The sequence below is a fragment of the Xanthomonas nasturtii genome, assembly GCF_001660815.1.
In the GTDB taxonomy this organism is placed as follows: Bacteria; Pseudomonadota; Gammaproteobacteria; order Xanthomonadales; family Xanthomonadaceae; genus Xanthomonas; species Xanthomonas nasturtii.
Genome location: NZ_LYMI01000089.1, coordinates 19,349 through 32,054 on the forward strand (window position 1 = coordinate 19,349; position 12,706 = coordinate 32,054).

The following is a 12,706-nucleotide window of genomic DNA, read 5'->3' on the forward strand; positions in this document are numbered from 1 at the left end:
ATCAACCAGAGCCCGCTTGTCGCGTGACATCACTGAACGACGGTGTGCGCCAACGTGCGCGCGCGTTGAAGCATGTGCTTCTGAAAAACCTGCGTATTCCACTCGCACCTGCGCAAGGCAAAGCTCATGCTGACAGCGACGTGGATGGGTGGCATGCACGCGTTCGCAGCATCGTCCACTCGTGTCGTGCATCCGCACTCCAACCCGGACTTACAGGTATTGCATCTTGCGCGACATGCCACCGTCGACGATGAAATCCTGCCCGGTGACGAAGCCGGACAGCTGCGGCGCAAGCAGATACACCGCCAGCTGCGCGATGTCTTCCGGCGTGCCCACGCGTCCGGCCGGATGCTGCGCATGATCGCGACGCGCTAGTTTTGGCGCACGTCGACGCTGCGGCGCACGCCACGCATCGGTGCTGATCCAGCCCGGGCTGATGCTGTTGACGCGCACCTGCGGCCCTTCGCTCAGTGCCAGCGCATGGGTAAACGCCACCAATCCTCCCTTGGCAGCCGCATAGGCTTCGCTATGCGGCTCCGATTGCCAGGCGCGGGTGGAGGCGATGTTGACGATCGCACCGCCACCGGGCGCCTGCGTCAGCGCGGGCAGCGCGTGCTTGCTGCACAGGAAGGCGCCATGCAGGCTGGACAGGCGGCGGTTCCAGTCGTCCCAGTCCAGGTGCGGCAGCGCAGCGATATGCGGGTCGGGCACGCCGGCGTTGTTGACCAGGCCGTCGATGCGACCGAAACGCCTGAGCGCGGTGGCAATCAATCGCGTGGCCTGCACTTCACGCGCCGCATCGCAACGGACGAAGGCACTCCGGCGCGGGAGCGCCCATTCCTGCAGGCAGGCCTTGCCGGCCACCGCGTCCAGGTCGCCGATGACCACGCTGCCGCCGGCACCCAGCACCGCCTGCGCAATGCCGCGGCCGATGCCTTGCGCACCACCCGTGATGACCACGACGCGGTCCTGCAGTGGAGCGGGGTTCCATGCGGAAATTGCCGGAATCAGGGCCATGGTGTGCGATGCATCGGTAGAGGTGGCCGCACTGTAGCGTGCGGGCTGTCGTCGTCGCAGCAACACCGTGCACGCAGGCAAGGGCAGCGACTGCGCGCATCGCACACGATGCCGCGCCGCTCGCTCATCCCTATCCAAGTTGGGTCGGTGGGAGTCCGCGCTCGCCCTTCCGAAGACCTAGTTGCGGTCGCCCGCAATCGCGCGCGGCCGGCGCATCACTCAGTGCTCGGCCCCGTTCAACACGCGCTCCCAGCCATCGCGGCCCAGGCGTTGGAGCGTTTCGATATTGCGTTCGACGATCACGTCCGGATCCGGGAACGCCGCCACCGCGCGCTCCACGCTGTCTTCGCGCAGCAGGTGCAGGGTGGGGAAGGGCGAGCGGTTGGTGAAGTTGGCGACATCGTCCGGCGCGGCGCCTGCGAACTGGTAATCCGGATGGAAACTGGCCACCTGCAGCACGCCTTGCAGATCCAGCGCTTCCACCGCCGCATCGGCGTTGTCGAGGAAGTCGTTGTAGTCCAGGAAATCGGTCAGCACGTCGGGGTGCACGATCAGCGTGGTGTCGATCTGTTCGGCCGGCGTATCGCGCAACAGCACCAGTTCTTCGGCCAGTTGTTCCAGCAGTGCTTCGGGCGTGCTGGCATCGCTGAGCACCAAGCGCACCTGCTCCTTGACGTACACCGCCTTGGCGAACGGGCACAGGTTCAACCCGATGACCGCGCGCTCGATCCATTTGCGGGTGGCGGCGATCGGATCGGGCGTGGCAGGCGTGGTGGTCATCGTGGCGGCAGCGGGATGGTGCGCCAGTGTATGCGATCGCTGCGCAGCGGGGCCGCGTGCGCAGGTGCGTGCTGCAGCAACACGCGCTAGCGGCGCGCGTTCGCCACGCTGCGAGCGCTGCGGTTGGCTGCTGCGCTCACGCGTTGCCGCCGGGCAGTGCAGCGCCGAGCTGCGCCTGCAAGAACGCGATGGAGGCCTGCGCAACGGCGCCCGCCAGCGGTGTCTTGTGCGGCGAGCCGATCGCATGCGCGCCACTGTCGAAGGCGACCGCACGCGTGTGTGCAGGCGCAGTGCCCAGTGCGGCGAACATGTGCAGCATCGCCGGCACCGATGCGGTCGGATCCTCGCGGCCATCGTCGGCGCGGTAATAGCCCAGAAACACCGGGCAGCGCACGCGCGGCCATGGCGGGTCGTCGGCAATGGCTTGAAACAGGCTGCGCAATGCGCGAAATCCGTCCGGGTGGATGGTCTCCGACCAGAAGGCGCGCGTAGCTGGCGTGCGCGGGCGTGGGTCGGTCAGCGGCGCCTGCGCGGCGCACACCTGGTCGAGCAATGCCGGGTCGGCGGGCTGGATGCCGGGCGACCAGGCGACCACCGCTGCCACCGCGTCCGGGTGCTGTGCGGCCAGCCACAAGCCCAGCGTGGCACCCATCGACGAACCGACAATTGCCACCCGCTGTCCCATGCGTTGCGCCTGGGCCAGCGCCTCCAGCGCCGAGGCTTGCAACACCGCCGGGGTCAGTGCCTGCATTGCATCGGCGGCGCCGAGCCCGTGCCCGGGCCAGCGATGCACATAACCATTGGCGGCCAGCGCATCGGCCATCTGCTCGGGCAGCGCGCCAGCTTCGCCTGGGCTGGCACTGAAGCCGTGCAGGTACAGCAAAGCCAGCGGCGTGCGGATTTCCGCCGCATGTTGCCAGTGGCAGCGCGCGGCATTGCCGGGTTTGAGCTCAGGGGCGTGCATGCGTGGCGTGCCGGGCAAGCAATGCCAGCAACTCGTGCGCGTTGATCGGTTTGGACAGATAGCCGGCAACACCGGCCGCGCTGGCATCGCGCATTGAATCGGTACGCGTGTCGGCGGTCAGCACGATGATCGGCGGCAGCGCCGACATCGCATCGCGCGCGTCGCGCAGTGCGTCCCAGCCGGAGGTGCCGGGCATGTGCAGATCCAGAAACACCAGATCCGGCGCTGCTTCGCGGATGCGCCGTACCGCATCGGTACCATCGATCTGGAAGCTCACCCGATGCCCGGCGCGGGTCAGCAGATTACCGATCACCAGCCGGTTGGTGTCCAGGTCCTCGAATACCAGGCAATGCAGCGAGGGCACCTGTTGTGCGTGCTGCGCCAGCGCATCGCGCAACGCCAGCGTGCTGCTGCCGGCTGCGGCGCCGGGCAGTTCGAAGATCCAGCGGAAGATGCTGCCGCCGGCGGGGTTGTCGCTCACGGTCAGGCTGCTGCCCATTGCATCGTAGACCGATAGCGCGATGTACAGGCCCAGGCCCACGCCGCCTTCGACGCGACTGAAGCCGGTGCTGAGCTGGGTGAACGGGGTGAAGATGTAGGCCTTCTGGTCGTCGGGCACACCGATGCCGGTGTCGGTGACGGTGACCTCGATGCTCCAGCGCTCGTGCACCTGGGTCGCTTCGATCAGCAGATCCACCGTGCCACCGGCCGGGGTGAACTTGATCGCGTTGATCACCAGGTTGCTGATCACCTGTTCGATGCGGCCTTCGTCACCCATCACGTGCGGTGTTTGCGGGCTATCCACACGCACGTCGAGGGTGACGCCCTTGCTGGACGCTGCGGTGGCGCAGACCGCTTTCACTGTGGTGACCACGTCCAGCAGGTTCAGCGGTTTGCTGTGCAGCTGCAGGCGTCCGCCGTCGATGCTGGCCACGTCCAGCACCTCGTTGACGCGATGGCGTAGCGCAGTTGCATTGACCGTTACCGCCTGCAGCAGCTCGCGCTGTTGCGCCGGCATCTGCTCGGTGTCGATCAATTGCGCGCAGTTGATCACCGCATTCAACGGCGTGCGCAATTCGTGATTCATGGTGCTGATGAAGCGGCTCCGCGCATCGCGCGAGGCCAGCGCCTGCAGCGCCACTTCCTGCATCGCAAGCACGATGCGCGCCACCAGCAACGGCAACACCATGCTGAGCGCCACCGCATAGACGAAATACGCCGGCCGCGACAGCCAGTAGCCTGACGGCGCGGTCAACAGCATCAACACGAAGGTGCTGAGCAACACCGGGAATGTCGCGCGTTGCCCGTAGCGTGCTACCGCCGCGATGGTAATGAACGGCAAAAACGCGTTCAACGACATCAGCAGGATGAAGGCCAGGGTGGTCTGGATGCCGATGAACAGCAGGTTCATTGCAAAGCCCATCGCGTCCAGCCATTCGCTGGGCGGAATGAGGCGACGGCGCACCAGCAGCATCCACACCACCGACAGCACCCACAGGCTCACCGCAGTGGGAAAGACGTGGTGCGCGTCCTTGACCAGCACCGGCTGCGGACCGTACAGCCAGCCCAGGCACCACGCGGTCACCATGGTCTGCACGATCACGCGGCCGACGCAGGCGCGGTATTCCAGGAACGACTCGAACAGCCGCACCAGTCTGTCGTTGCGCAACTGCCTGGCGGCCAGGATCAGGCCGGGCGCTGCGCGGTTGGGAGTGCTACGCATGAGGGTCCGCGTCGTCGGAGGGGAGGCTACGCCGGTAATGCTTGACCAGTAGACCAGCAGCGTTCGCCACCGCAATGAAGCGCTGCGCAAGCGTGTCGCCCAGCGCGTCGCAGCTCGCCGCGTCGCGCAATTGGTCGCAGGCTTTCAGCAGCTGCTGCGAGCCGGTCAGTGAAATGGTGTTCTTCAGCGCATGGATCTGCTGCAGCGCCTGCGCCGGGGGCGTGCCGGCATCGCCGAGCGTGCAGGTGGCGATGGCATGGTCGATCTCCACCACGAAGGCGTCGGCAAATGCCGCAGCTGCCACCGGGTCGAGGCCGGCCATGGTGTGCAACGTCGAGCCGACTTCGATCCGCGGTTGCGCGTAGGCGGCACTGTTGCCGGCGGCAGTGCCCGACGCGTTTGCCGGACGCTGCATGCGCAGGGGTTGCAACAGGCTGGCGAACAGGCTGCGCATGGTCGCAGGCTATGGGTGCACAGCGATGCGACCGCCGCGCACGTAGTGCACAGGCCACCTGGGCTGGCACCGTTCACCCCATTGCAGCGCCGGCAGACACACGCCCGCGCCGATGGTTGCAATCACACAGCCGCGCTCAGTCGCGGAAGTTGTCGAACTGCAGCGGCAGTTCGAAGTCGGCCTTTTTCAGCAACGCGATCGCGTCCTGCAGGTCGTCGCGCTTCTTGCCGGTGATGCGCAGCTTGTCGCCATTGATCTGCGCTTCGACCTTGAGCTTGGCTTCCTTCAACTTGGCCACCAGCTGCTTGGCCTGCTTCTGCTCGATGCCCTGCTTGACGGTCACCTTCTGCCGCGCGCCGGCCAGGTTGGTTTCCACATCGCCGAACTCCAGGCAGCGCACGTCGATGCCGCGCGCCAGCAGCCGCGCACGCAGGATGTCGGTCATCTGCTTGACCTGGAAATCGCTGGGGGCGGACTGGTTGATCACCTTGCCATCTTCCAGTTCGAACTTGGCCTCGACGCCCTTGAAGTCGAACCGCGTGTCCAGCTCGCGGTTGGCCTGGTCCACAGCGTTGGTGAGTTCGTGCTTGTCCACTTCGGAGATGACGTCGAACGACGGCATGGCAATTCCCTGATCAAAATTCGTCCGCCAGTCTAAAGCGCCGGCTGTGTGCGATGACAGGGGCACGGTCACGGAAGCCACGCAGCGGGCCCGGCGCCACGGCGCTCGGCGATAATGCGTGCATGCGAAACCCCCGTTCTCCGCTTCCCGCCATCGCCTGGATGGTGGCCGCCGTGGCCTGTTTCTCGCTGATGGATGCGGGAATGAAGCTGCTCTCGGCGCATTACACGCCGCTGCAGGTCACCTTGCTGCGCGGCGCCGCCTCGCTGCCGTTCGTGCTGGTGTGGGTGTTCGCCACCGCCGGGCCGCGCGCGATCGTGCCGGTGCGCTGGGGCCTGCATCTGCTGCGCGGGGTGCTGGGCATGGTGATGATCGGCTGCTTCGTGTACGGCTTGAAGCGCATGCCGCTGTCGACGGCCTACACGCTGTATTTCGTCGCCCCATTGCTGGTGGCCGCGCTATCGGTACCGCTGCTGGGCGAACACGTCGGCCCGCGCCGCTGGACCGCCATTGGCATTGGCCTGCTCGGGGTGATCGTGGTGCTGCGCCCGGGCGTGGACGGGCTGATCTCGTTGCCCGGCCTGATGGTGCTGCTGGCAGCCACGGCCTACGCGGTCGCGGCGATCACCGTGAGCCTGCTGACCCGCACCGACACCCCGCAGGCGATGGTGGTGTGGTTTCTGCTGTTCATGGCGATCGGCGCCGGGCTGCTGGCCATCCCCGGCTGGGTACCGCTGCAGGCCGGGCACGTCGGGTTGATCGCCGGCATGGGCCTGGCCGGTGCGCTGGGTCAGGTCGCGCTGACCCAGGCCTTCATGCGCGGCGAGGCCTCGATGATCGCGCCGCTGGAATACACCGGCCTGGTCTGGGTGATCGGCTGGGACTGGCTGCTGTGGCAGACCCTGCCCGACAGCTGGACCTGGACCGGCGCCGGCATCATCGTGGCCAGCGGGCTGTATTTGTTGCGGCGGGAGCGGATTCGCAAGGCTGACAGGCCGTTGCCGCTCGAGCGGCCGTGATTCGGGATTCGGGATTGGGATTGGGATTGGGGATTGGGGATTCGGCAAAGCAGGGCGCGCGCGCTCCGATGCGTCACAGAGCTAGCGCTTGGCAGCGCGAGATAGCGGGCGCTTGGGATTCGCAACGGCGAGGGCCGCCGCCTTTGCGACTCCCCAATCCCGACTCCCGAATCCCCGCCCGTTAGAACCGAATGGAATGACGGCCCTAAACATTGACTGTTAGGCTTCACGACCCCCCAATCGGCCACGCGCGGTGATCCAGTTTCAGCGCCTGCACAAGTCCTATTCCGTTGACGGTCGCCAGATCGTGGCGCTGCACCCGCTCGATCTGCGGATCGGCCCCGGCGAGGTGTTCGGCATCATCGGCCATTCCGGTGCCGGCAAATCGACCCTGATCCGGCTGATCAACCGGCTCGAAGAGCCCAGCGGCGGCCGCCTGCTGATCGGCGACGAGGACGTCACCGCGCTGGACAGCCAGGGCCTGCGCGCCTTGCGTCGCCGGATCGGCATGATCTTCCAGCACTTCAACCTGCTGTCCTCGCGCACCGTGGCCGGCAACGTGGCCTTCCCGCTGGAACTGGCCGGCACCCCGCGCGCCGAAATCGATGCGCGTGTGGCCGAGCTGCTGGCCCGGGTCGGGCTGGAGCAGCATGCCAGCAAGTATCCGGCGCAGCTGTCCGGCGGGCAGAAGCAGCGCGTGGGCATTGCGCGCGCGCTGGCCACCCGGCCACAGATCCTGCTGTGCGACGAGGCCACCAGCGCGCTGGACCCGCAGACCACCGCCTCGGTGCTGCAGCTGCTGGCGCAGATCAACCGCGAGCTCGGCCTGACCATCGTGTTGATCACCCACGAAATGGACGTGATCCGCCGCGTCTGCGACCGCGTCGCGGTGCTGGACGCCGGCAAGCTGGTGGAAACCGGCCCGGTCACCGAGGTGTTCCTGCATCCCAAACACGCCACCACGCGGCGCTTCGTGTCCGAAGCCGAGCACGTGGACGAGGCCGAACTGCACCGCGATTTCGCCGCCGTCGGCGGGCGCATCGTGCGGCTGACCTTCCTGGGCAACGGCACCTACGAACCGGTGCTGGGGCGCATCGCGCGCGAGACCGGGGTGGACTACAACATCCTGTCCGGGCGCGTGGACCGCATCAAGGACACGCCATATGGCCAGCTCATCGTCGCGCTGACCGGCGGCGACCATAATGCTGCGCGCGCAGGCTTTGTCGCCGCCGGCGTGCATCTGGAGGATCTGCGCGTATGAACCCGATCATTGCCGCCGCCGGCGGTTTCTTCCGCAATCTCGATGCCGCCAAGTGGGGCGACATCGGCCAGGCGACCCTGGACACCTTGCTGATGCTGGCCGGCGCGCTGCCGTTGACGCTGCTGATCGGCCTGCCGCTGGGTGTTGCCCTGTTCCTGTGCGGTGCTCCGCAATTGCGCCGCCGGCCGGTGCTGTACGGCGCGCTGGCGGCGCTGATCAACCTGCTGCGCTCGGTGCCTTTCATCATTTTGATGATCGCGATGATTCCGCTCACGCTGATGCTGATGGGTACCTCGCTCGGCGTGCGCGGCGCGATCCTGCCGCTGGTGGTCGGCGCCGCGCCGTTCTACGCGCGCCTGGTGGAAACCGCGCTGCGCGAGGTCGACCGCGGGATCATCGAAGCCAGCCAGGCGATGGGCGCCACCACCCGGCAACTGGTGCTGCGGGTGCTGTTGCCCGAAGCGCGCCCCGGCCTGATCGCCGGCGCCACCGTCACCACCATCGCGCTGATCGGTTTCACCGCGATGGGCGGTGCGATCGGCTCCGGCGGCCTGGGCGATGTGGCCTACCGCGAAGGCTACCTGCGCTCGCATTCGGACGTGGCGCTGATCACCGTCATCGCCTTGTTGGTGCTGGTGCAGCTGCTGCAGATGCTGGGCGACCGCCTGGTGGCGCATTACAGCCGGCGGTGAGCGGGGCGCACTGGATGCATCGCTGCCACACGCCGCGTCTGCTAGGTTGACTGCCTGCGGCAGCGCCGCATTCCTCCTCCCACGGATCCCTACATGAGCACATTCGCGTTTCGTTCCCTCCTGGCCGCGGCCACGCTGGCATTGGCGTCCTGTGGCGGCGGTGGCAGCAGCGGCGGCGACACCCTGACCGTGGCCGCCACGGCCGTGCCGCATGCCGAGATCCTGGAAGTGGTCGAACCGTTGCTGGCCAAGCAGGGCGTCAAGCTCGATGTGCGCGTGTTCAACGACTACGTGCAGCCCAACGACCAGGTCGTGCAGAAGCAGATCGACGTCAACTATTTCCAGACCGAGCCTTATCTGGACGCCTACAACCGCGACCGCAAGAGCCAGCTGGTGACCGTGGTCGGCGTGCATATCGAGCCATTCGGTGCCTATTCGCGCCGCTTCAAGACGCTGGCCGAGCTGCCCACCGGCGCCGATGTGGTGATTCCCAACGACCCCAGCAACAACAGCCGCGCGCTGATCCTGCTCGACAAGGCCGGGGTGATCAAACTCAAGGACCCGAGCAATGCGCTGTCCAGCCAGCGCGACATCGTCGACAACCCCAAGCAGCTGAAATTCCGCGAGCTCGATTCGGCGATGTTGCCGCGCGTACTGGACCAGGTCGACCTGGCGTTGATCAACACCAACTACGCGCTCGATGCCGGGCTCAACCCCACCCGCGATGCACTGGCGATCGAAAGCAAGGATTCGCCCTACGTCAACTTCCTGGTGGCGCGCGCCGACAACAAGGACGATGCGCGCGTGCAGAAACTGGCCAAGGCCCTGACCAGCCCGGAAGTGAAGGCCTTTATCGAACAGAAGTACAAAGGCGCAGTGCTGCCCGCTTTTTAAGAGCGGCTGACACAAGGCGTACGCAGTCGCAAGGTAAGCGCGGTTGCGATGCCGGAACTGCGGCGTCGACAGCGCCGAACACGCGCAGCTGCGTGCTTGCGTAGTAGCGTTGTCGGCCATCTTTTCCCGGCCACGTCCCGATGCCCTTGCTGCTCGCCATTCCGCTGGCCGTGATCATTGCCCTGGCAGTGTTCGCGGTGCTGTTCCCGTTGTCGCTGCTGCAGCGGTTTCGCGTGGGCACTGCGCGTCGGCAGGCACGTGGCTGGCTGCTGCTGATCAACCTGGTCTCGGCCGGCATCTCCAGCGTGCTGTTTGTGATCTTCACCTTGATCGCGGCGGCGTTCTGGCCCGGTGCGATCAGCCATGCGGCGGTCGGCTGGGCCTGCGGGTTGGTGCTGGGAGTGCTGGCGCTGCAGTTGACCCGTTTCGAACGCACCACCCAGGGCCTGTTTTACCGGCCGAACCTGTGGCTGGTGCTGGCCTTGACCGCGCTGGTGGTGGTGCGGGTGATCGCCGGGATGGTGCAGGGCTGGCGCAGCGCCTGGCAGGGCGTGGCCTGGCCAACCGATGGCTGGCTCAGTCACGCCAGTCTGCTCGGCGCTGCCGGCGTGCTGCTCGGTTATGCGCTGGCGTATGCCAGCTTGCTGTGGTGGCGCTGGCGCAGCGCGCGTCTGCGCGGCAGTGTTTATTGGCGTTGAATGCGGGTAGGCATGGCGGCGGAGTGGCGATGCGTCACTCACGTGCATATGTACGCATTGACATTCGCGCGCGTACGCAGCTGAAAGATGGATCGACAGGCTGACTGATAAACAGGATGTCGGGAAGACGCACTGCTTGCCGCAATCAGATGCGCTCGGGCGGTCCCGCATCCCAGAGCTTCCCTCCTAGCAGCGTTGCAATCTCGACACCGCACAATCCACGCACAAAAAAACGGGCCTCGCGGCCCGTTTTTGTTCAACTCAAACCCTGGCTGGCAGGTGCGTGCTTAGAAGCGCGCACCGACGCCGAAGCCGACGGTCCACGGATCCAGTTCCAGCTCGCTGCCGGTGCCCTGGCCGCCCACGCGCAGTTCCGGACGCGAACGCATGTAGCGGGCGTCGGCGCGTGCGAACCAGGTGGAGTTGATGTTCATGTCAACACCAACGGTGCCGATCACGCCCTTGGCGGTATCCACGCCGACGTGCTGGCCGGTGGCCGATGCCGCATCGATCTTCTCGTTGCTGAAGTTCGACTCGTAGTAGCCCACGCCCACGAACGGACGGAACACATTGTCGGCCTGGCCGAAGTGGTACTGGCCGCTGATGGCGATCGGCTGCTGCTCGACGGTGCCCAGCTTGCCCACGCCATCGGCGTTGACGCGGTGGTTGAACTTGTCGGCTGCGCCCCAGATTTCAACGGCCCAGTTGTCGTTGATGTAGTAGCTGGCGCTCAGCGTCGGCGCCGGGCCACCATCGACGTCCAGGCCCGGGGCCGGGTCATTCTTCGGCTTGATCAGGGCGACACCGCCGACCACTGCCCAACGCTTGCCGGAAGCGCTATCGGCGCTGGTGGAAGTCGAGGAGGTATCGCTGGTGTAGGTCGTGTCCTGCGCGAACGCGGACGGTGCAATCGCAAGAGCGGATACAGCAGCCAGGCTCAGGATGGAAATGGCACGCATTGGAGGTCTCCTCGCATAATTTTTGTTAGGCCCGTGGAGTGGGCCGCGCCAAAGCTATTCCTGAAAATCTGAATACACGCCCACCCGTGGCTCGCTAAAATTTCGTTTGTTCAGCAAGTTTCCTAAGAAGGCCGTGGTTGCGACATGCAAGCTGAAAACGACATTCACGCAAATGCGATCGCCGTGACGAAAAACAGTGTGTTGCAAGGCCTGCCAGCGCACGTTCGCAGCGATTGCCGGGTGTTGCTGCTTGGTTCGATGCCCGGTGTGGCGTCGTTGGAGGCGGCCCGCTACTACGCACATCCGCGCAATCGTTTCTGGCCCTTGATGCATGCCTTGTTGGGCATCGATACAGCCGCAAGTTATGCCTCGCGCTTGGACGCGTTGCTCGACCACCGTGTGGGCTTGTGGGATGTGATCGGCCAATGCGAGCGGCGCGGCAGCCTGGATACGGCGATCGTGGCGGACAGCATCGTCGTCAACCCGTTGCCCGCATTGCTGGTCACGTTGCCGCAGCTGCGCATGGTGGCCTGTAATGGCGCCGCGGCTGCGCAGGCCTGGCGCCGGCATGTGCAGCCGCTGCTGTCGTCCGAACTGCGCGCGGTGCCGGTCGTGGCCTTGCCGTCCACCAGCCCGGCCAATGCCGCCTGGTCGCTGCCGCGCCTGGCCGCGGCGTGGCAACCGCTGCGCGAGGCGGTGCGCCAGCGGGAGTGATCGGTGCTGACGCCATCGGCCAGAAGTCATGCCAGCGTCCGGCACGGGCCTGCATAGCGCAGCGGCGGGCATGCTGCCGATACCGCATCACGGAGTAGCGATATGTCGATCAAGCACGCAATCACGATGGCAACAGCTGTGCTGTTCGGTCTGCTGGGCGCTGCAGGGGCTGCTGCTGCCGAGGACCTGCACTGCGAGGTCAGCAGTGATTACGACCTTACGCTCAACGCACGCAGCCTGATCCTGATCCGTGAATCGGGCACGCCGCAGCGGCTGGTGATGCGCCAGGGCGCCTTGTTCGTCGACGACCGCTGGGTGGCGTTGAACGCAGACGATCGCGCTCGCCTGATCCAGTTCGAGCGCCAGGCCCGCGATGTGGTGCCGCTGGCGCAGGCCGTTGGGCGTGAAGCGGCCGATATCGCCGTCACGGCACTGGGAGAGGTGGCGGCCGGCTTCAGCCGTAGCCCGGCCGCCACGCGCGCCCAGCTGGCAAACGTGCGCGAAAAGATCGACGTGCGCTTGAGGCAGAGTTTCAGCAAGAGCCAGCTGACCCCGATCAACATCGACGACGACATCGGCGCGCTGGTCGCCGAGCTGCTGCCGCAGCTGATCGGCGATGTGGTGGCCGGTGCGGTGCAGTCCGCGCTCACCGGAAATGACGCGCAGCTGCGTTCGCTCGATGGCGTGGAAGCGCGCATCGAGCGCCTGATCGAGCCGCAGGCGCGTGCCCTGCGGCCGCGCGCGCAGCAGCTGTGCGCACGCCTGGAAGCCCTCGATGGGCTGGACAATGCGCTGGCGTATCGTTTGCCGTCGGGCGAGCCACTGCAACTGTTGCGGGTCGATCGACGCGCGACGAAATGATCTGTGCACGCACATATGCGGACGCTGCATCCCGCCGGGCGTGCGATT

At 66.2% G+C, this 12,706-nt stretch carries 14 protein-coding genes; 7 read left to right on the forward strand and 7 right to left on the reverse strand.

Annotated elements, in window-relative coordinates:
• Nucleotides 1-210: 210 nt before the first annotated feature.
• The 6 genes from A7D16_RS20330 to A7D16_RS20355 form a co-directional block, all read right to left on the reverse strand.
• Nucleotides 211-1,017, reverse strand: coding sequence for an SDR family oxidoreductase (locus A7D16_RS20330; RefSeq protein ID WP_064635035.1), 807 nt, complete (start codon nucleotides 1,015-1,017; stop codon nucleotides 211-213).
• A 219-nt stretch (nucleotides 1,018-1,236) separates the two neighbouring features.
• Nucleotides 1,237-1,797 carry a DUF1415 domain-containing protein gene (locus A7D16_RS20335; RefSeq protein WP_064635037.1) on the reverse strand — a complete coding sequence of 187 codons (561 nt, stop codon included), beginning with the start codon at nucleotides 1,795-1,797 and terminating at the stop codon, nucleotides 1,237-1,239.
• 136 nt (nucleotides 1,798-1,933) lie between these two features.
• The gene (locus tag A7D16_RS20340) at nucleotides 1,934-2,761 is read right to left on the reverse strand and encodes an alpha/beta hydrolase (RefSeq protein WP_064635039.1); all 828 of its coding nucleotides are present in this window, start codon (nucleotides 2,759-2,761) and stop codon (nucleotides 1,934-1,936) included.
• Nucleotides 2,748-4,484: an ATP-binding response regulator gene (locus tag A7D16_RS20345; protein WP_064635040.1), complete on the reverse strand. Its 1,737-nt coding sequence runs from the start codon at nucleotides 4,482-4,484 to the stop codon at nucleotides 2,748-2,750. Before A7D16_RS20345 ends, A7D16_RS20340 begins: the two co-directional genes overlap by 14 nt.
• Nucleotides 4,477-4,938: a hypothetical protein gene (locus A7D16_RS20350; RefSeq protein WP_064635042.1), complete on the reverse strand. Its 462-nt coding sequence runs from the start codon at nucleotides 4,936-4,938 to the stop codon at nucleotides 4,477-4,479. The genes A7D16_RS20345 and A7D16_RS20350 overlap by 8 nt, the downstream gene beginning before the upstream one ends.
• 136 nt (nucleotides 4,939-5,074) lie before the next feature.
• A complete protein-coding gene (locus A7D16_RS20355) occupies nucleotides 5,075-5,560 on the reverse strand; it encodes a YajQ family cyclic di-GMP-binding protein (protein WP_064635044.1) in 486 nt (161 codons plus the stop codon).
• 122 nt (nucleotides 5,561-5,682) lie between these two features.
• Here A7D16_RS20355 and A7D16_RS20360 point away from each other — a divergent pair, with 122 nt between their 5' ends.
• The 5 genes from A7D16_RS20360 to A7D16_RS20380 all read left to right on the forward strand — a co-directional run bounded on the left by A7D16_RS20360 (nucleotide 5,683) and on the right by A7D16_RS20380 (nucleotide 10,124).
• Entirely contained in the window at nucleotides 5,683-6,579 is an 897-nt protein-coding gene (locus A7D16_RS20360; protein ID WP_064635047.1) for a DMT family transporter, read from the forward strand.
• Between the two features lie 253 nt (nucleotides 6,580-6,832).
• Entirely contained in the window at nucleotides 6,833-7,840 is a 1,008-nt protein-coding gene (locus A7D16_RS20365) for a methionine ABC transporter ATP-binding protein (RefSeq protein ID WP_064635048.1), read from the forward strand.
• Entirely contained in the window at nucleotides 7,837-8,532 is a 696-nt protein-coding gene (locus tag A7D16_RS20370; protein WP_064635051.1) for a methionine ABC transporter permease, read from the forward strand. Before A7D16_RS20365 ends, A7D16_RS20370 begins: the two co-directional genes overlap by 4 nt.
• 93 nt (nucleotides 8,533-8,625) lie before the next feature.
• A complete protein-coding gene (locus tag A7D16_RS20375) occupies nucleotides 8,626-9,426 on the forward strand; it encodes a MetQ/NlpA family ABC transporter substrate-binding protein (RefSeq protein ID WP_064635053.1) in 801 nt (266 codons plus the stop codon).
• A 140-nt stretch (nucleotides 9,427-9,566) separates the two neighbouring features.
• The gene (locus tag A7D16_RS20380; RefSeq protein WP_064635055.1) at nucleotides 9,567-10,124 is read left to right on the forward strand and encodes a DUF1453 family protein; all 558 of its coding nucleotides are present in this window, start codon (nucleotides 9,567-9,569) and stop codon (nucleotides 10,122-10,124) included.
• 287 nt (nucleotides 10,125-10,411) lie between these two features.
• On the opposite strand, the gene A7D16_RS20385 is transcribed toward A7D16_RS20380, so the two are convergent.
• Complete coding sequence (locus A7D16_RS20385; protein ID WP_064635057.1) at nucleotides 10,412-11,083, reverse strand: OmpW/AlkL family protein; 672 nt, start codon at nucleotides 11,081-11,083, stop codon at nucleotides 10,412-10,414.
• 144 nt (nucleotides 11,084-11,227) lie between these two features.
• Between A7D16_RS20385 and A7D16_RS20390 the strand changes: the two genes are divergently transcribed.
• Both A7D16_RS20390 and A7D16_RS20395 read left to right on the forward strand, forming a co-directional pair.
• Nucleotides 11,228-11,797, forward strand: coding sequence for a DNA-deoxyinosine glycosylase (locus A7D16_RS20390; RefSeq protein WP_064635059.1), 570 nt, complete (start codon nucleotides 11,228-11,230; stop codon nucleotides 11,795-11,797).
• 102 nt (nucleotides 11,798-11,899) lie between these two features.
• Nucleotides 11,900-12,658, forward strand: a complete 759-nt coding sequence (locus A7D16_RS20395) for a DUF2884 family protein (RefSeq protein WP_064635061.1) — start codon at nucleotides 11,900-11,902, stop codon at nucleotides 12,656-12,658.
• The last annotated feature ends 48 nt before the right edge of the window (nucleotides 12,659-12,706 follow it).